The sequence below is a fragment of the Desulfomicrobium escambiense DSM 10707 genome, assembly GCF_000428825.1.
GTDB classification, from domain to species: domain Bacteria; phylum Desulfobacterota; class Desulfovibrionia; order Desulfovibrionales; family Desulfomicrobiaceae; genus Desulfomicrobium; species Desulfomicrobium escambiense.
This window is the reverse complement of the sequence record NZ_AUAR01000003.1, coordinates 183,689-201,828: the sequence shown is the minus strand read 5'-3', so window position 1 is coordinate 201,828 and position 18,140 is coordinate 183,689. Positions and strand designations below refer to the sequence as shown.

19 protein-coding genes are annotated in these 18,140 nt (G+C 64.8%); 7 read left to right on the top strand and 12 right to left on the bottom strand.

From position 1 onward, the window contains the following. Positions 1-31 precede the first annotated feature (31 nt). Together G394_RS0104135 and G394_RS19995 are read left to right on the top strand one after the other, a co-directional pair. Positions 32-1,219, top strand: a complete 1,188-nt coding sequence (locus G394_RS0104135) for a PhoH family protein (RefSeq protein ID WP_028576572.1) — start codon at positions 32-34, stop codon at positions 1,217-1,219. 115 nt (positions 1,220-1,334) lie between these two features. Beyond that, entirely contained in the window at positions 1,335-1,871 is a 537-nt protein-coding gene (locus G394_RS19995; RefSeq protein ID WP_028576571.1) for a GAK system XXXCH domain-containing protein, read from the top strand. A 165-nt stretch (positions 1,872-2,036) separates the two neighbouring features. Here G394_RS19995 and G394_RS0104125 read toward each other — a convergent pair whose 3' ends face one another. Together G394_RS0104125 and G394_RS0104120 are read right to left on the bottom strand one after the other, a co-directional pair. Beyond that, on the bottom strand, positions 2,037-2,231 hold the full coding sequence (locus G394_RS0104125; protein WP_028576570.1) for a hypothetical protein: 195 nt from the start codon (positions 2,229-2,231) through the stop codon (positions 2,037-2,039). Continuing rightward, positions 2,228-2,701, bottom strand: a complete 474-nt coding sequence (locus G394_RS0104120; protein WP_028576569.1) for an Lrp/AsnC family transcriptional regulator — start codon at positions 2,699-2,701, stop codon at positions 2,228-2,230. Before G394_RS0104120 ends, G394_RS0104125 begins: the two co-directional genes overlap by 4 nt. A 172-nt stretch (positions 2,702-2,873) precedes the next feature. Here G394_RS0104120 and G394_RS0104115 point away from each other — a divergent pair, with 172 nt between their 5' ends. From G394_RS0104115 to G394_RS0104095, 5 genes are all read left to right on the top strand, one after another. Then, positions 2,874-4,058 carry a glycine C-acetyltransferase gene (locus G394_RS0104115; protein ID WP_043774676.1) on the top strand — a complete coding sequence of 395 codons (1,185 nt, stop codon included), beginning with the start codon at positions 2,874-2,876 and terminating at the stop codon, positions 4,056-4,058. Positions 4,059-4,441: 383 nt separating this feature from the next. After that, positions 4,442-5,479 (top strand): L-threonine 3-dehydrogenase, encoded by a 1,038-nt coding sequence (gene tdh, locus G394_RS0104110; RefSeq protein ID WP_211226215.1) that lies wholly within the window; start codon positions 4,442-4,444, stop codon positions 5,477-5,479. A gap of 267 nt (positions 5,480-5,746) precedes the next feature. Then, entirely contained in the window at positions 5,747-6,226 is a 480-nt protein-coding gene (gene ilvN / locus G394_RS0104105; RefSeq protein ID WP_028576566.1) for an acetolactate synthase small subunit, read from the top strand. After that, entirely contained in the window at positions 6,226-7,137 is a 912-nt protein-coding gene (locus G394_RS17900) for a phosphate acyltransferase (RefSeq protein WP_043774674.1), read from the top strand. The genes ilvN and G394_RS17900 overlap by 1 nt, the downstream gene beginning before the upstream one ends. A 206-nt stretch (positions 7,138-7,343) precedes the next feature. After that, positions 7,344-7,781 carry an Hsp20/alpha crystallin family protein gene (locus G394_RS0104095; RefSeq protein ID WP_028576565.1) on the top strand — a complete coding sequence of 146 codons (438 nt, stop codon included), beginning with the start codon at positions 7,344-7,346 and terminating at the stop codon, positions 7,779-7,781. A gap of 54 nt (positions 7,782-7,835) precedes the next feature. On the opposite strand, the gene G394_RS19990 is transcribed toward G394_RS0104095, so the two are convergent. The 10 genes from G394_RS19990 to G394_RS21060 all read right to left on the bottom strand — a co-directional run bounded on the left by G394_RS19990 (position 7,836) and on the right by G394_RS21060 (position 18,121). Further along, the gene (locus tag G394_RS19990) at positions 7,836-8,654 is read right to left on the bottom strand and encodes a hypothetical protein (protein WP_051306933.1); all 819 of its coding nucleotides are present in this window, start codon (positions 8,652-8,654) and stop codon (positions 7,836-7,838) included. Between the two features lie 34 nt (positions 8,655-8,688). Further along, positions 8,689-9,762 carry a DUF475 domain-containing protein gene (locus G394_RS17890; RefSeq protein ID WP_043774672.1) on the bottom strand — a complete coding sequence of 358 codons (1,074 nt, stop codon included), beginning with the start codon at positions 9,760-9,762 and terminating at the stop codon, positions 8,689-8,691. A 126-nt stretch (positions 9,763-9,888) separates the two neighbouring features. Next, the gene (gene pstA / locus G394_RS0104080; RefSeq protein ID WP_028576564.1) at positions 9,889-11,049 is read right to left on the bottom strand and encodes a phosphate ABC transporter permease PstA; all 1,161 of its coding nucleotides are present in this window, start codon (positions 11,047-11,049) and stop codon (positions 9,889-9,891) included. 8 nt (positions 11,050-11,057) lie between these two features. Then, positions 11,058-12,284, bottom strand: a complete 1,227-nt coding sequence (gene pstC / locus G394_RS0104075) for a phosphate ABC transporter permease subunit PstC (RefSeq protein WP_028576563.1) — start codon at positions 12,282-12,284, stop codon at positions 11,058-11,060. Between the two features lie 88 nt (positions 12,285-12,372). Further along, positions 12,373-13,389 carry a PstS family phosphate ABC transporter substrate-binding protein gene (locus G394_RS0104070; RefSeq protein WP_028576562.1) on the bottom strand — a complete coding sequence of 339 codons (1,017 nt, stop codon included), beginning with the start codon at positions 13,387-13,389 and terminating at the stop codon, positions 12,373-12,375. A gap of 257 nt (positions 13,390-13,646) precedes the next feature. Beyond that, a complete protein-coding gene (locus G394_RS0104065) occupies positions 13,647-14,696 on the bottom strand; it encodes a sulfite exporter TauE/SafE family protein (protein ID WP_028576561.1) in 1,050 nt (349 codons plus the stop codon). Positions 14,697-14,722: 26 nt separating this feature from the next. Next, positions 14,723-15,019, bottom strand: a complete 297-nt coding sequence (locus G394_RS0104060) for a hypothetical protein (RefSeq protein WP_028576560.1) — start codon at positions 15,017-15,019, stop codon at positions 14,723-14,725. A gap of 53 nt (positions 15,020-15,072) precedes the next feature. Next, positions 15,073-17,283, bottom strand: coding sequence for a SulP family inorganic anion transporter (locus G394_RS0104055; protein ID WP_028576559.1), 2,211 nt, complete (start codon positions 17,281-17,283; stop codon positions 15,073-15,075). 106 nt (positions 17,284-17,389) lie between these two features. Continuing rightward, positions 17,390-17,917, bottom strand: coding sequence for a hypothetical protein (locus G394_RS17885; RefSeq protein WP_156902424.1), 528 nt, complete (start codon positions 17,915-17,917; stop codon positions 17,390-17,392). A gap of 27 nt (positions 17,918-17,944) precedes the next feature. Then, positions 17,945-18,121, bottom strand: a complete 177-nt coding sequence (locus G394_RS21060) for a hypothetical protein (protein WP_156902421.1) — start codon at positions 18,119-18,121, stop codon at positions 17,945-17,947. Between the last annotated feature and the right edge of the window lie 19 nt (positions 18,122-18,140).

Below are 18,140 nucleotides of genomic sequence, written 5' to 3'. Positions count from 1 at the left end.
GGCATGCAGCCCCTAAGGATTGCTCCCGTCCATGCAGAAGAATTTCGTCCTCGACACCAATGTGCTCCTCGACAACCCTTCCTGCATCCGCACCCTGCGCAACGGCCAGGAGAACCGCGTCATCCTGCCGTACACGGTCCTGCGCGAGCTGGACAAGCTCAAGCGCGAGCCGCGGGTGTCCCACATCGTGGCCCAGGCCATCGCCGTCCTGCAGGACGACCCCGACATCCTCTTCCTGCCGCCGCGGGCCTTTGACGACGCCGAAAGCAAGGCCGGCGACGACCTGATCCTCGAAGAGCTCAAAGACAGCGGGGTGGAGGCCCCCATCCTGGTCACCAACGACCGCATCCTGCAGCTCAAGGCCCGCATCCACGCCATCGCCAGCGAAGGTTTCCGCGACTCCAACCCCTTCCGCTCCGAGTCCCAGTCCTACACGGGCTTCGTGCGCGAGGGCGAGGAGCCCATCCCCAACAGCTTCGCCTGGGTCGGCGGCCAGCCCTACATGCACGCCGCCTCGGGCCCGCGCTTCATCGACTACCAGCACAGCGTCTGGAACGTGAAGCCGCGCAACGTCTACCAGAACCTGGCCCTGGAGCTGATGCTCGACCACGCCGTGAACCTGGTCACCCTGCAGTCGGAGGCAGGCTACGGAAAGACCTTCCTGGCCCTGGCCGCGGCCCTGTTCCTGGCCCTGGAGCAGAAGGACAACCCCTACCGCAAGGTCTACCTCGTCAAGCCCGTCATCGAGATCGGCGCCAAGCTCGGCTACCTGCCCGGCGACCTGGAAGAGAAGATGGCCCCCTACGTGCGCTACGTCGGCGACCTGATCATGAAGCTGCACGACCTGCGCCCGGCCAACCGCATCTTCATGGACAGCGAGGGCGGCAATTTCCGCTTCAACCCCAAGCGCTTCGAGATCCTGCCCATCGCCTTCATCCGCGGCATGAACCTGGAGAACGCCGTGGTCATCGTCGACGAGATGCAGAATCTCTCCCGCGCCGAAACCCGCGCCCTGCTGACCCGCATGGGCGAGAACGTGAAGTGCATCTGCCTGGGCGACACGCGCCAGGTGGACAACCCCTACCTGAACGAATCCAACAACGGCCTGAACTGGACCGTGAAGATGCTCAAAGGCCTGCCCGGCTACGGCCACATCGTGCTCAAGGGCGAGCGCTCGCGCGGGCCCATCACGGACATGGTCATCAAGACCGGGCTTTGAGCCTTCCCGGCCCGGTGCGGCCAAATCCGGCCGGATCCGCCTGTCGGGCCAGGCCGGGACGAGGTGCCTCGGGCGGTCAAATGTCGTTGAACACCAACGGTTTTCGAGGAACCGCATGCCATCGAAAAAGAAATACAATCTGCATCTTTCCCGCCCCGAGGCCGCTGACCTGCTGCGCAGGCTGGCCGACACCCTTGAGGCGGGATGCGACGAAGTGGCCACGCTCGGGGTCAGCCTGGCGGAACTGGCCAAGTTCAAGATCCGGATCGATCTGGGCCAGGACGATATTCTGGAGGTGAAGTTCACCGGCACGGGGTTCACGGTCTGCGAAGGGGCGCAGGAGCCTTGCGGGTCGGGGGTCGTGTGCGAAAGCCTCTCCGGGGTGAAGAAGCGGATGCAGGCCTTCTTCAAGGCCCTGCGCGACAGCGTGGCCAAGGCTGAGATGCCGTCGCAGGAGATCGTGTCCGTGTTCCTCGCCGACTCCGAAAAGATGGTGTCACTCCAGGGGGACGGGGAGGAATCCTACCTCGCCTGGTCCGCGCTCTGCTGCCGCCTGCGCGAGGCCTTCGACGCCGGGAGCCCGACGGAGATCGCAGCAGTGGCGGAAGAGATGGCCCGGGCCAAGAAGGCGTGTCACGCCCGCTACAAATAAGTCGGCGGGTACGCCCCGTGGACAGGGTTTTTACGGCGCATTTCAGGCTGTCTTTTTGTGTGTGGAGCGCAGTCGGGCCATGTTTGGGCAGATCGGCGTGAACGCTTTTTCAGGAGCGCTCGGATCTTCCCGCATGGCCACCCCTGGGGCGTACGAAGAGTTGCGTTATTCCGGGGTTTCGGGCGTGCAGACGTCGCGGCTCGTCGCGAGCTTGCCCTTCCATCCTTTGAGGACTTCCAGGTAGGCGGCGAAACGCTGGCGGTCTTCTTCGTTTTCCGCCTCTTTCAGCTGCGTCTCGGCCTTGGCGATCATGACGTCGAGATATTTCGGGTCCGTGAACCCGTGCAGGATATGGCTCATTCGGTTCCTTCGGAGCGCTGGCGCACCCACTTGTCGATGGTTTCGAGGTAAAGAAACGTTTCGGTGTTCTGGATGCCGCCCACGGCCGACAGGTCGTCGACCAGGAAGCGGCGCAGGTCGTTGCGCGAGGAGACGTGGATCTCCACCAGCAGGTCGAAGCGCCCCGAGACGTTGGCCACGGACTGCACCCCTTCCAAGGTGGCGATGGCGCGCATGATCTCGGCGTTGGCACGGCCCTCCAGGCTCACGCCTACCGTGGCCGTGAGGCCGTCCTCGAAGAACATGGGGTTCACCGAGGCCGAGATGCGCAGGTACCCGCTTCTGATCATGCGCTCCGTGCGCAGCCGCACCGTCCCGTCGGACACGCCCAGCTTCTGGGCGATGCTCTTGTAGGATTCGCGCCCGTTCTTCTGCAGGGCGTCGATGATCTGCCGGTCCATCTGGTCGAGATTCAAGTCCTTTTCGCTCACGTTTTTCTCCCGCGACGCTCTTACGTGACCCTTTCCCGGCCGGCAAGTTATTGCGGTGGCCTGGACAGAGGGCGTGTTTCGTGCATTCAGCAATATATTGTTCCTCGATTTCTTGACAAGAAATTTTATCGCGATAAAATTACGCAAATCGAAATTTATCGGAGGGGAAGGCATGAAACGGATACTTGAGGATCTGGCGCGGCAGACGGCCGAACTGCGGGACAACGGCCTGTTCAAGGCGGAGCGGGTCATCACCTCGACCCAGGGCGCGCGCATCACCGTGGCCGGCGGCCGCGAAGTGCTCAACTTCTGCGCCAACAACTACCTCGGCCTGGCCGGGGACCCGCGTCTGACCGAGGCCGCGCACAAGGCCCTGGATCGCTGGGGCTACGGGCTGTCCTCGGTGCGCTTCATCTGCGGCACCCAGGGCGTGCACAAGGAACTGGAGGACCGTCTGTCCGAGTTCCTGGGCACCGACGACACCATCCTCTACAGCTCCTGCTTCGACGCCAACGGCGGCCTCTTCGAGACCTTGCTCGGGGGCGAGGACGCCGTCATCTCCGACGCCCTGAACCACGCCTCCATCATCGACGGCGTGCGCCTGTGCAAGGCCAAGCGCTTCCGCTACGCCAATGGCGACATGGCCGACCTGGAAGCGCAGCTGAAAGACGCGGCCGACTGCCGCTACCGGCTCATCGTCACCGACGGCGTCTTTTCCATGGATGGCAGCATCGCCGACCTGAAGGCCATCTGCGACTTGGCCGACCGCTACGACGCCCTGGTCATGGTCGACGACTCCCACGCCGTGGGCTTCATGGGCGAGAACGGCCGCGGCACCCACGAGCACTGCGGGGTCATGGGCCGCGTGGACATCATCACCGGCACCCTGGGCAAGGCTCTTGGCGGCGCCTCGGGCGGCTACACCTCGGGGCGGAAGGAGATCGTCGAATGGTTGCGGCAGCGCTCCCGGCCTTATTTGTTTTCGAACACCCTGGCCCCGGTCATCGCGGCCACGTCTTTGGAAGTGCTGGATCTGGTCCGGCGTGAGCCGGAGTTGCGGGCGAGGCTCGTGGAGAACAGCCAGTATTTTCGGAAGGCCATGACCGAGGCCGGGTTCACCCTGGTCCCGGGCGAGCACCCCATCATCCCGGTCATGCTCGGCGACGCGGTGCTGGCCCAGCGCATGGCTGCGCGCATGCTGGAGGAGGGGATCTACGTCGTGGGCTTCAGCTTCCCGGTGGTGCCCAAGGGGCAAGCGCGGATCCGGACGCAGATGAGCGCGGCGCATACGCGGGAGCATCTGGAGCGGGCCGTGGCGGCGTTCGTGAAGGTTGGGAAGGAATTGGGAGTGATTTAGCTGGAGGACTGGGATGGGAGAAGGGATCGGGCAGGACGGGGGAGGCTTTGCGGTTCGCCGGGATGGCGGATCGTCGAAACTCCTTCGCCGGCCTCGTAGAGTTGCATTGTCGCTGCTGCCGAACGCAGGCCTGCTCTTCGAGCGAAAGGCGACAATGCAACAAACGATGCCTGGCTCAGTCAGACAGTCGACGACCCGCCATCCCGGCGAACCGCAAAGCCTTGAGTCTTGTCCCTTCCGTCATTCCCGAGATACCGAGTTGTCGTCAGTGAGGTCGCTGATGCTGCCCCCTCCGTCATTCCCGCGAAGGCGGGAATCCATCTTCAAGATTTTTTTTGTAACGTTGAAAATATGGAATTTCAGAAGGATGCGAGGATAAAGAAATGGAAAAGATGAAAGCGCTGGTGAAGGCCAAGCCCGAGGTCGGGATCTGGATGGAAGAGATCCCGGTGCCCGAGGTCGGCCACAACGATATTCTGATCAAGGTCGGCAAGACCGCCATCTGCGGCACCGACATCCACATCTACAACTGGGACGCCTGGGCCGAGAAGACCATTCCGGTGCCCATGGCCGTGGGGCACGAGTTCGTCGGCCGCATCGTTGAGATCGGTTCCGAGGTGCGCGGCCTCAAGGTCGGCGACCGCGTCTCGGCCGAGGGGCACATCACCTGCGGCCACTGCCGCAACTGCAAGGCCGGCAAGCGCCACCTCTGCCGCAACGCCATCGGCGTGGGCGTCAATCGCCCCGGCTGCTTCGCCGAATACCTCTGCGTGCCGGCCGTCAACGCCTTCAAGGTGCCCGACACCATCTCCGGCGACGTGGCAGCCATGCTCGACCCCCTGGGCAACGCCACGCACACGGCCCTGTCCTTCGATCTGGTCGGCGAGGACGTGCTCATCACCGGCGCCGGCCCCATCGGCGTCATGGCCGCCGGCATCGCCCGCTTCTGCGGGGCGCGCCACGTGGTCATCACCGACGTCAACGACTACCGCCTGGACCTGGCCCGCAAGATGGGCGTCAGCCGCGCCGTCAACGTAGGGAGCGAATCCCTGTCCGAGGTCATGGCCGACCTGCACATGGCCGAGGGCTTCGACGTGGGCCTGGAGATGTCCGGCAGCCCCGCCGCCTTCCGCGAGATGCTCGCCCAGATGAACCACGGCGGTCACGTGGCCCTGCTCGGCATCATGCCCGGCGACACGGCCATCGACTGGGGCCAAGTCGTCTTCAAGGGCCTGAAGCTCAAAGGCATCTACGGGCGTGAGATGTTCGAGACCTGGTACAAAATGACGGCCATGCTGCAGAGCGGCCTGAACATGGCCCCGGTCATCACCCACAACTTCGCGGCCGAGGACTTCCAGAAGGGCTTCGACGTCATGCGCTCGGGCAAGTCCGGCAAGGTCATCCTGGACTGGAACGCCTGATGCGGGGTTGTTGACGGAAAGGATACAAAGGCATGGATCCCCGCCTTCGCGGGGATGACGTGTCGGCTGTGCGGGAGGCCGGAGCAGAATCTGAAGCCCTTGGTGCCTTACCCGCAAAGGTTGGCCACCTCGCCCCGGTGTCATTCCCGCGAAGGCGGGAATCCATGCCTTTCCGTCCAGGCCCGAAGCGTCCGTGGCCGCCTTGCCTCGGCGGTCAGGCCCTGACATATGCGGCAGGTACGTACTCAACGTTTCCAAGGAGCCCCCATGCGCCACACCATTTCCGCCCTGGTCCAGAACAAGCCCGGCGTCCTGGCCGCCATGGCCCACGTTTTCGAGCGCCACGACATCAACATCCGCTCCATCTCCTGCGGCGAGACCGAGCGCGAGGACGTCTCGCGCATGATCATCTGCGTCGAGGCGGGTGACGAGAAGGTCGGCGACGTGACACGGGAAATCGAGTCCCTGGGCTTTGTCCTGGGACTGGAGGACCTCTCGGACCGTGACCTCATGGACCGCGAGCTGGTCATGATCAAGGTCCGCATCACCCCGGCGTCCGTCAGCCAGATCCTGCAGATCTTCGAGGTCTTCCGCGCCAACGTCATCGACATGGGCAACGAGACCATCTCGGCCGAGCTCGCCGCGCCCCAGGGCAAGGTCGCCGGCCTCATCCGTACCCTGGCGCCCCACGGCATCCAGTCCCTGAGCCGCACGGGCCTCATCGCCCTGTCTCGGGGAGACGGCTGATGGCCGCCGTGACCTCCCTCGAACGCATGGTCGAACTGGTCCGCGCCCGCAGCACGGCCGCGCGCGTGGTCATCGCGGCCTGCGCCGAGGCCAACGCCGTCCTGGCTGGCCTGGAGGCCCATCGCCAGGGCCTGGCCGAGCCGGTTTTCGTCGGCGATGTCGAGTGCATGAAGGCCCTGCCGGAGCTCGTGGGAACGGATTTTTCCGGCTTCGAGTGCCTGCACGAGCCCGACACGGCCGCAGCCCTCAAGCTCTCCCTCGACCTCCTGCAGGAGGGACGTGCAGGGTTCCTGATGAAGGGCGGGGTCAAGACCGACGTGCTCCTGCGCGCCGTGCTCGGCCGCAAGCGCGGCGAGGGCCTGCTGAGCCACATCGGCGTCTTCCCCCACCCGCGCCAGGAGCGGCTTCTCATCGTGACCGACGCGGGCGTGAACATCTCCCCGACCCTGACGCGCAAGATCGACATCATCAAGAACGCCGTGGACGTGGCCAAGCGCCTCGGCATGGACCCGCCCAAGGTGGCCGTGCTCTCGGCCACGGAAAAGGTTTCCTACAACGACATGGTTTCCAGCAAGGACGCCGACATCCTGGCCAGGCTTTGCCGCATGGGCATCTTCGGCGACGCAGTGGTCGGCGGTCCCTTTGCCCTGGACATCGCCGTCTCGGAGGAGAAGGCCCGTGCCAAGGGCGTCGACCACCCCGTGGCCGGCCGGGCCGACATCCTCTGCGCGCCCAACATCGTCACCGGCAACGTGCTCTACAAGGCGGTGACGAGCCTCATGGACCTGCCCATGGCCGGCATCGTCGTCGGCGCCGGCTGCCCGCTGGTCGTCCCCTCGCGCGGCGACTCCGACCGCTCCAAGTTCTACGCCCTGGCCCTGTCCGCCTATCTGGCCGGCGCGGATGCGTGAGCGCTCGGTTCGGCTGTTTCTTCTTCCTTTAAGCGGCCGCCGGGCCGCTTTTTTCATTCAATATCCTGAAATAATGAATGTAAATCCTGTTTTGGCCGGGCCGGTCGGCCTTGACTGACCGTCATGCGGTCTTATCTGTGGAATGACCCGGAAGCGGTCCGGGACCGTGGAGCACATTCAAGACAGGTCACGGAAGGAGGTTGGCCATGACACTGATGAAATGGGATCCTTGGCGGGAAATCGAGGACATGTTCGATCGGTACACCAAGGCCGTGGGATGGCCGCGCGGCGGGCAGGAGGCGTTGGCCTCCAGCGACTGGACTCCGCGGGTGGATATTGCCGAGACCGAAACGGAGTTTCTGATCAAGGCCGATATTCCCGGTGTGGAGAAGGACCATGTCAAGGTGTCCGTGGAGAACGGCGTGCTGACGATCCAGGGTGAGCGCAAGACCGAGAAGGAAGAGAAGGACAAGAAGTATCACCGCGTGGAGCGGTTCACGGGCACCTTCGTGCGGCGCTTCACGGTGCCGGACAACGTGGACCCGGACGGCATCAAGGCGGTCTTCAAGGACGGCATGCTGCACCTGCACCTGCCCAAGACCGAGAAGGCGCGGCCCAAGGCCATAGACATCCACGTCGATTGACCGTCGGCGGATGACCCGCCCCTCACCCCAAGGACCGGCTTCGAGCCGGTCCTTTCATTTCCGGGAGAGGGCGGAGACTGTGCGGTTGAGCAGTTCGTCGAGGCGCGCCAGGGCCGGCACGGCGTGTTCCGGCAGGGTGTCCAGCTCGCACAGGGCCTGCAGCAGCGGGTCGCCGGGCTGGACGGCGTCGAGTCCCGGCCGTTCGGTCCGGCGGGTGCTGAAGAAGTTCCAGGCCAGGGGCGTGTCGGGTCCGCGCAGCGGCCAGTCGAGCTTGACGCGCAGCAGTTCCGCCAGGGCGGCCCGGCCGTCAGGGGAGAGGGCGTCCGGGTCCAACTCGCGGCCCAGGCGGGCCTCGACGGCGCCGAGCAGGGCGGCCAGGAGGCGGTGTTCGGGGATGATCAGGCCGTAGGCGAACCAGTCGTCGATGACGCGGCGGACCAGGCGCTTCCATCTCGCTTCCAGCCGGTCGTAGGTCGGGCAGAAGAAAAGCTTGCAGGCCGCCCCGCCGTAGAAGCTCAGGCCCCGCCAGTCCACGCCGGCGTTGCCGTCGGCCAGGGGGTGGAGCAGGCAGCCCACGCGCTCGCCGCCGTCGCGGATCAGGCCGACGAAGACGCAGTGGTGGAAATCCGGGATTGGGTAGTCGCAACCTTCGAGGGTCAGGCGCTCCTGTTCGAAGGCCAGGATGGCGTCGATGGTGCGCGGGACCGACGCGAACGCGCGGGTGCGCTCATCGAGTACGGCCCGCAGGCCTTCGCGGGACAGGCCACGGACGTTGTAGAGCCCGCAGCAGCTGCCGCAGGACACGCATTGGCCGGTCTGGCAGAGGTACACTCCGCCCCGGACCTGTTCGTCTTCGGGAAGCATCGGCATCATGGGCTCCACTTCTTTCCGCTGCGATCTTCGGGAATCAGTCCCGATCCTGTCTGCATTCGCGCAGCCGGTCCTCGATCCGTTTCTGGACGATGCTCGTCAGCACGCCCGCCCCAAGGATGACCATGCTGGCCAGGCCCGTGGTCACCTCGCCGCCGGGCAGATGGTGCCCCGCGGCCGACATGAACATGACCAGGACCAGGAAGCCGATGGCCCAGAAGGCGGCCGGCTCCAGGTACTTGTATTGCTCCAGGGTGCCCTTTTCCACCAGGTACACGGTCATGGAGCGCACGAAGAGAGCGCCGATGCCTAGACCGATGGCGATGAGCCAGAACTTGTTGGTGATGGCGAAGGCCGCCACCACGCCGTCGAAGGAAAAGCTGCTGTCCAGCACCTCCAGGTACAGAAAGCCCACCAGCCCGTTCCTGCCCGCCACGGTGGCGATGTCGCCGCCGCCCACCACATGCTTGAGCACGTCGATGAGGGCGTGGACCGCGAACCCACTCAGGGAACTGATCAGAAAGACGTATTTTTCCGTGGACGGGATGAACATGGTCGTGGCCATGACCAGGCCGATGGTCATGCTGGCCGCGGCGTTGTCCACACCCCCGACCTTGATCAGCATCTTCTCGACCACGGGCAGCCAGTGAGTCTCCTTCTCCTTGTTCAGGAAGTAGGTCAGGGCGACCATGAGCAGGAACGTGCCGCCAAAGCCCATGATGCCGAGGTGGCTGCCTTCCATGATGTGCCGGTACTCTTCGGGTCGGGTGGTGGCGATGAGCCAGGCTTGGCTGAACTCCATGTTCCCGGCCACGGAGATGATCAGGATGGGGAAGAGGATGCGCATGCCGAAGACTGCGATGGCGATGCCGACCGTCAGGAACATGATGCGCCAGAACGGCGTCATGACCCGCAGCACGGTCGCGTTGACCACGGCGTTGTCGAGGGAGACGGACGTTTCAAGGCAGGCCAGCAGGGTCGTGGTCAGCAGGAAGGCCAGGGCGCCGGACATGCCCCCGGACTGGAAGCCGAGAAAGAAGGCGACCGCCAGACCGAGGACGGAAAGGATGATGGATTCGAGAAAGTAGCTGATGGTGCTGCGCTGCGACATGTCGGCCTCGATGACGTTTCGGAAGGGGGCAAAGACACCGAAGGCCGCTATCTTGACGGGCGGACATCGTCAAGGAGCGGCCCCGGCATGGCGGAGATGGCGAGAACCGTTGAGGTCAGGTCGCGGCTACCATTTCCGTTCGTATTTGTTGCGCAGCAGGATGGCCACGGCGTTCATGGACAGGAGTACCGCCAGCAGCACGATGATGCCGGCAGAGGTGCGCTCGGTGAAGGCGCGCAGGGACTCCGACGACCAGACGTAGATCTGGGCCGGCAGGACCGTGGCCGCGCTGGTCACGCCGCGGGGCATGTCCTGGATGTAGGCCACCATGCCGATGATCAGCAGCGGCGCGGTCTCGCCGATGGCCCGGGCCAGGCCGATGATGGTGCCCGTCAGGATGCCCGGCAGGGACAGGGGCAGGACGTGATCCCAGACCACCTGCCAGTGGGTCGCGCCCAAGGCCAGGGCTCCCTCGCGGATGGAGTCCGGGATGGCTCGGATGGCCGCGCGGGTGGCGATGATGATGACCGGCAGGGTCATGAGCGCCAGCGTCAGGCCGCCCACCAGGGCCGAAGAGCGGGGGAAGCCCATGAAGTTGATGAATATTGCCAGGCCCAGGAGACCGAAGAGTATGGAAGGTATCGCCGCGAGATTGTTGATGTTGACCTCGACGATGTGCATCAGCCGGTTGTCCGGCGCGAATTCCTCCAGGTAGATGGCGGCCATGACTCCGGCCGGGAAGCTGAAGGCGAAGGTGATGGCCAGAAGGTAGAGGGTGCCCACGGCCGCGGACAGGATGCCCGCCATTTCCGGCAGCTTGGAGTCGCCGTTGGTGAAGAAGCCGGTGTTGAAGGCCTTCCTGATTTCCCCGGCCGCGCGCATTTCGTCGACCAGGGTGACTTCCCGCGGCTTGAGCCGGTTGGCCTTGCCCTTGACGTGCTGGTCCACCTCTGCGTTGGCCAGGACCCAGAGCTTTTCCGTCTTGCCCATGAGTTGCGGGTTTTCGCGCAGGTGCATGGGCAGGATGCGGGTAACGCCCCGGCTGACCAGGGGCGCGATCTTTGCGTCGATGGCCGAGCGCGGGTTGTCGTAGACCTCCTGGGTGTAGCTCACCTCGACGGCGATTTCGGTCTGCTGGAAGGCCGTGTAGCCCTGCCGCACGATGTCGGCGAAGAAGATGACCAGGAAGATGCCGGCCACGGAGATGGCCATGTAGGAGAGGGCCTTGAACCGGGCCTCGCGGTTCTTGCGCTTGCGCAGGCTGCGCGGGTCGATGTGGATGCTCATGGTCTTTCCTACTCGTATTTCTGGCGGAATTTGCGGATGACGGTCAGGGACACGATGTTCAGGCACAGGGTCAGGACCAAGAGGACCAGGCCCAGGCCGAATGCCGCCAGGGTCTCGGGGCTGTCGAAGGCCTGGTCGCCCGTCAGGGCGTCGACGATGCGCACGTTGACCGTGGTCATCCCTGCGAGGGGGTTCCACGTCAGGTTGGGCTGCAGGCCGGCGGCCATGACCACGATCATCGTCTCGCCCACGGCGCGGGAGATGGCCAGCAGGCAGGCCGAGACGATGCCCGGTAGTGCGGCCGGCAGCACGACCCGCTTGATGGTTTCGGAAGGATAGGCGCCCAGGGCCAGGGACCCCTCGCGCAGGCTCTGGGGCACGGAACTGATGACGTCGTCGGACAGCGACGAGACCAGCGGGATGATCATGATGCCCATGACCAGACCGGGGCTCAGGGCGTTGGTGTAGTCCGCCTGCAGTCCCACGCTCTCGGCCAGGCGCACGATGAATGGGCTGACCGTGATGGCCGCGAAGAAGCCGTAGACCACGGTCGGGATGCCGGCCAGGATCTCCAGTGCGGGTTTGGCGATGCGTCGGACGCGCAGGGACGCGTACTCGGACATGCAGATGGCCGAGAAGAGTCCCACCGGGATGGCTACGCACATGGCGATGGCCGTGATCATGAAGGTGCCGGCGAAGAGCGGCACCGAGCCGAAGAGGTGCTGCGTGCCGCCCTCGCCGACGATGGCCCCGTCCGGATTCCAGGTCGTGCCCGTCAGGAAGTCCCAGAAATTGACGATGCGGAAGAAGTGGACGGCCTCGAAGACGATGGACAGCACGATGCCGATGGTCGTCAGGATGGAGATGAGCGAGGCCAGCAGCAGGACGCGGACGATGGTCTTCTCCAGGGCCGTTCGCACCCGCAGCCCCGGGTCGATGGCCTTGATGCCGATCCACATGGCTCCGGCGCCAAGCAGCAGCGCCGTGGCCGCGACCATGGGCCAGGGAACGTCAATGAGGTCGAAAAGGTCCAGAATCGTCGCGCCCGCGCTGACGACGGCCGCGGGTAGGAGCATCCTTGTCACGGCGTACCAGCCGAACAGGTTTTCGGAGGCCTTGTATCTGGCGCTGGGGTCCTGCTGGGCGCGGATCTTCCTGCGGCCCGCGAGATAGCCGAAGAGCGCCAGGGGCAGGAGACCGGCGAACAGGTATTGGGCCAGGTAGGTTGTGGTCACGAGATTCCTCGCTTTGTGTCGGTCGCGGCAAAGGGCCGGTCCGTCGGGTAACGGCTCGGCCCTCCGGGGACATGGTTGAGCCTGACGCTTACTTCTTCAGGTCATCCAGGTTCAGCTTCTTCTTGGCCAGCACGTCCTCGCGGACCTTGGCGCGGACGTCGTCAGGCAGCGGGATGAGACCGATGCCATTCAGCAGTCCGTCCTTGCCGATCATCTTCTCGCTCATGAACAGTTCCACGTATTCCTTCAGGCCGGGAACTGCGTCGTAGTGGGCGTTCTTGATGTAGAAGTACAGGGAGCGGGAGATGGGGTACTTGCCGGAGGCGACGCTCTCGGGGCCGGGCTCGACGCCGTTCACGGCTGCGGCCTGGATGGTGTCGGCGTTTTCTTCCAGGAAGCTGTAGCCGAAGATGCCGAAGGCGTCCTTGTCCTTGGAGAGCTTCTGCACGATCAGGTTGTCGTTCTCGCCGGCCGGGACATAGGCGCTGTCCTGGCGGATCTTCTTGTAATCCTTGGGGTAGCCTTCCTTCTTGCCGAAGACCTTCTCGACGACCATTTCCTCGAAGGCGTCGCGGGTGCCGGAAGAGGTGGGCGGGCCGTAGAACACGATCTTGCGGGCGGGGAGGTTCGGATTAATCTCGTTCCACATCTTGTAGGGGTTCGGGACGAGCTTGCCGTCGACGATGATGTCGGCGGCGACGGCGGAGGCCAGTTCTTCCAGGGTGACGCTCATGGCAGCGTTGTCCTTGTTCTGGGCGATGGCGATGCCGTCGAAGCCGATCTTGGCTTCGGTGATGTCCAGGACGCCGTTCTTGGCGGCGTTCTCGAATTCGCTGTCCTTCATGCGGCGGGAGGAGTTGGCGATGTCGGGGGTGTTCGGGCCCATGCCGGCGCCGAACAGCTTGTGGCCTCCGCCGGAACCCGTGGACTCGACGACGGGGGCGGGAAATTTGGTGGTGGCGCCCAGTTCTTCGGCCACGTAGCTGGAGAAGGGGAAGACGGTGGAAGAGCCGGTGATTTTGACCTGGTCGCGGGCTTGGGCCATGCCGCTGCCGACGACCAGCAGGGCCAGGGCGAGAACGCTTTTCTTGAGAAAACGGTTCATAATGGTGCCTCCTTGGCGATGTTTCAAACGTAAGTTTCGCATCATGCGTTGGAGGACTAACTAGGCGCGCAATGTTACAGGAAGTTGAGGCGATTGTGACGGAGATGTGACAGCGGGGGGCGCGAACGCATGATCGACTGATATCGCATGTCTGGCGCCATGAAAAGCGGGTTGCGGGAAATTGTCGCGTCGTCCGAAAAAAAGCGAGCCCCCGGTTCAGGGGGGCTCGCTTGCCGGCTTCGGTACAGGACGGACGCTCAGCTCGCGGCGCCGGCCTGGGCCTTGCGGCCGTTCCACATGCTGCCAAGGATGATGACGGAGCCGATCAGAAGGGCCAGGCACATGGAGGCAAAGCTCACGCTCTTGAGCAGGCCCAGGGTCGATTCGGGCAGTTCCATCAGGCCGAGCTTGACCAGGTAGGTCGGCAGGGCCAGGCCGCGGCTGACGGCCACGATGAGCATGATGGTGGCCATGACCATCTTGATCATGTGCGGCCGGACGTAGGTCGTGCCGATGGCACCGAGCTGGACGCCCAGGAGCGACCCGCCGAGGATGATGAGGACGAGACGGATGTCGACCATGCCGTGCATGGCCCAGTTGATGGAGCCGCCCAGGCCCATGACGAAGGCGATGACCAGTTCCGTGGCCGAGGCCATGAGGCCGGGAACGCCCATGACGTAGATCATGCCGGGCACGCCCACGAATCCGCCGACGGCGATGGTGGCGGCCAGGATGCCGGTGGCGAAGCCCACGGGCAGGGTGAACCACAGGGAGATGCGCAGGCCCGAGCGCGGGAAGTTGATCATGGGCCACAGCTCGATCTTCTGCAGGCGCTTGGCCAGGGCCGTGGTCTCTTCCTCGCCGCCGCAGCGGGCGCACTTGATGGCATCCTTCATGACGTAGCCGCCCACGAAGACCAGCACGAAAACGAAGGACAGGCTGACGTAGAGGTCGGACCCGGCCTGGCCCCACATGGCCAGGATGACCTGCTGGATCTTGATGCCGATCTGCACGCCGATGCCGGCCGAAGCGGCCATGATCAGGCCCATCTTCACGTCGACCTGGCCGTAGCGGTAGCGCTTGATGGCGCCGACCAGGGCCTTGGGAAACTTGTGGCACATGTTGCTGGCCACGGCCACGGTGCCGGGCACGCCCAGGCTCATCATGCCCGGGGTGAGCACGAAGGCGCCGCCGGAGCCGATGAAGCCGCTGACCAGACCGCCGATGAAGCCGACCAGGAAGAGGAAGATGACGGCCATGGTGTTGAGGTCAATGAACTTGGTGGGATCGAGGCTTAAGATATCCATTACGATGTCTCCTTCGTGACGTGGGATCAGGCGTTGAGGACAGGGCGCTGGGCCGGACGCTTGGTGGCTTCGGCGGTCTTGCGCGTATCCTTGCGGATCGCGGAAACGCCCAGGGTCGCCCACAGGTTGCTGGCGAATTCGCCGTGCAGGTAGGACACGGCGAAAACCGTGGCGATGGGTCCTGCCGCCCAGAAGGAACCCTGCGCGAATTGGGCCGCGATGGCGTCGCCGTAAGCGAAAAATCCCGTGTAGAAGGCTGCGGTCAGGGCGCCGAAAACCAGGGTCCGTCCGATGGGCTTCTTGTCAGATTGAGATGTGGCCATTGTGTTCTCCGTGTTTGTGTTAACCGCTTGCAGCGGGTGTGTTGTGTTGGTCGCTACTGTCGATCGTCATGCGCGGCGCCGGCGGCCGCGAAGGCCCTGGGCCGGGGCTGCGCGACCTGCGGCCGCACGTGCAGTTGGCAGGCCGAGGTCAGGGGGCACCGCGCTTCGTCGCTCCCGTGGTGGGCGCCGGCGTGCACGGTGCAGAGGGCCTTTTCCATATTGGCGTAGATGTGGTCCCGGCCGATCTTGTCCAGGAGGCCGCTGCGGGCCAGGATGGCCATGACCGTGTCGTTGACGCCGGCCAGGGAGATGTCCACGCCCCGGCTGCGGCAGCGGTCCACGACCAGGGACAGGGCCTCTTCGCCCGAGGCGTCCATGTCGTTGATGCCCTTGGCCACCAGCACGATGTGCCGCAGGCGCTTCTTGGACTGCAGGCGGCGGGTGATGGTCTCGTCCAGGAAGCTCGCGTTGGCGAAAAAGAGCGGTCCGTTGAAGCGGACCAGGTCCACGTGCGTGCACAGGGCCAGTCCGTGACGCGTCGCGTCGCGCAGTTCGCCTTCCTCGGTCCGGGCCAGGGAGCTGACCATGGGCCGCATGTTGCGGTACAGGAAGACGCCCAGGGACAGGACCACGCCGATCATGATGCCCTTGTCCAGATGGGGGGCGAAGGCCAGGGTGGCCAGAAAGGTGATGACCGAGATGACGCCGTCGTATCTGGCGACCTTCCAGGCGTGAACGAACCCCGAAGGCTGGATCAGGCCGATGACCGCCATCATGATGACCGCGGCCAGGGTGCACTGCGGCAGGTGATAGAGAAGCGGGGTACAGAAGAGCAGGGCCACGAGCACCATGGCGCTGGTGAACACGCTTGAGAACCCTGTCAGGGCCCCGGCCTGCAGGTTGACCGCCGAGCGGGAGAAGGACCCGGAGACGGGGTAGCTCCTGCTGAAAGCGCCGAAGATGTTGGCCAGACCCTGTCCGATGAGTTCCTGGTTCGGGTCCAGGCTCTGGCCTGTCTTCGCGGCCATGGCCTTGGCGATGGAAATGGCCTCCATGAACCCCAGCAGCGCGATGATGACGGCGTTGGGGAGGAGTCTGAGCATGACCCCCGCGTCGAAACGCGGCACGCTGAAGGGGGGCAGGCCGCCGGGCACCGCGCCCACCACCGCGCCGCCCCCGATCATGGTCAGGGACACCGGGTCCAGGGCGGAGTTGCCGACGCGGATGCGCCAGGTCCGGCCGTCGTTGACCTCTCCGTTGGGGAGTGGGCTGCCGAAGGGGTAGAATTTCAGCCTTCCGTCCGCTTCCGTCACGGCCTGGAAGAGCATGCCGCGCAACGCTTCCCTGAGGCTTCTGGCCTTGCTCTTGGTGATCTCCATTTCCAGGGACAGGCGGCGCAGTTCGTGCTCCTCGTCGACGATCGCGAAGAGTTCGCCGTGCGCCCTGGCCTCTTCCATGGCCGAGGTCAGGGCCGTGCGTCTGGCGGCGAGATCGGCCTGGCCCTGTATGGCCGCGTTGTAGGCGGTCACGGCCTCGGAGGCCTGGGGGGCCTCCAGGGACTGGATGCCGATGGATGCGTTATGCTCGAAGCCCGTGGCCCAGGCGAAGACCGAGGTCAGGACAACGGCCGCCAGCACGTTCGGGACGCGGGGGCAGAAGCGTTTCAGGGCGAACATGAGGGCGAAGGCAAAGACGCCCAGGGCCAGCGTCGGCCAGTGCGTGTAGTTCATGGCCGCCCGGAAGACCCGCAGCACGGTTTCGTAGTGGTGCTCGGCGCTGTCCACGGACACCCCGAACATCTTGGCCAGCTGGCTGGTGGCGATGATGATGGCCGCGGCGTTGGTGAATCCGGCCACCACGGGGTGGGAGAGGAAATTGACGACCAGGCCCAGGCGAAGCACGCCGAGGGACAGCTGGAAAAAGCCGACCGCCAGGGACAGCAGCACGGCGTAGGCGATGTAGCTCTCGCCGCCCGCGGTGGCCAGGGGTTCGAGGCAGGCTGCCGTCATGAGCGAGACCACGGCCACGGGGCCGGTGGAGAGCTGGCGGCTGGAGCCGAAAAGGGCCGCCACCAGGGGCGGCAGGAAGGAGGCGTACAACCCGTAGTAGGGGGGCAGCCCGGCGAGCTGGGCATAGGCCATGCTCTGGGGGATGAGCACCAGGGCCACGGTCAGTCCGGCCATGAAATCCATTTTGAGATGGGCGGCGGAATATGTTCTGATCCAACCGAAAAACGGGATCACTTTCAGAACTAACGTGGCCATGGTGACTCCTGCGTCGCCAGGGTGCGGCCCCTGGCGGATGTGCCCCGGGTTCGCGAGGGGGCGGAAACGAAAGTGGTGGTGTCCATCCGCATGGTGAGAACGGGCATCATTTGACCGTGAACAGGGCCAGGCCCGTCTGGCCCAGGACCTGTTCGCCTTCCTCTGGTTCGCTCAGGATGAATTCGATCCTGCCGCAGCTGCGGACGAGCTCGCTCACAGCCTCGTCCACGGTGCCGAACCGCACTTCGTGCTGGACATTCAGATTCTGCCGCTCCGCGGCTTCCCGCCAGTGGCCTGCCGCGTTGTCCGCCAACTGGCTGAACGACTCCCGCCAGTTCGGGTCTTTCTTGGGCAGGCCGACGCTCAGGAAGAGCAGGTCGCTGCCCATCCGCTCCGCCACGCTCAGGGCGTATTCCCCCAGGTGCGAGGAGAAGGTGCAGCCGTGCCCGATGACCAGAATGCGCCTGCGCCCCGTGCCGCTGTGCCGGATGACGTCCGAGGCGAGCATCTGTTCCCCGGCCTCGGCCAGGGCCACGGCTTCGGTGTAGTCGGCCAGGCGGTCTTCGACGGATTTGGCACGCCGCAGGCTGGGCGTGCCCGGGTGCAACGTGTTTCGTAACCAGTTTCGAGGCATCTGTTCGCTCCTGCGCGGTTGGTGGGCCTATTTGGCGTGGAGCGTGGGACGCGGGCGCTTTTCGACCTGCTTGACGGCATCGGCCTTGACCGCCGTCTGGCGGCTTTCACCCTTGAGCAGAATCTGGGCGTCCTTGGTCAGGCCCCGTTCGGCAAAGGCATTGGCAGCGTAGGTGTCTTCAATCGTTTCTCGGATGGTGCTCATTTTGCTAACCTCGCGTTAA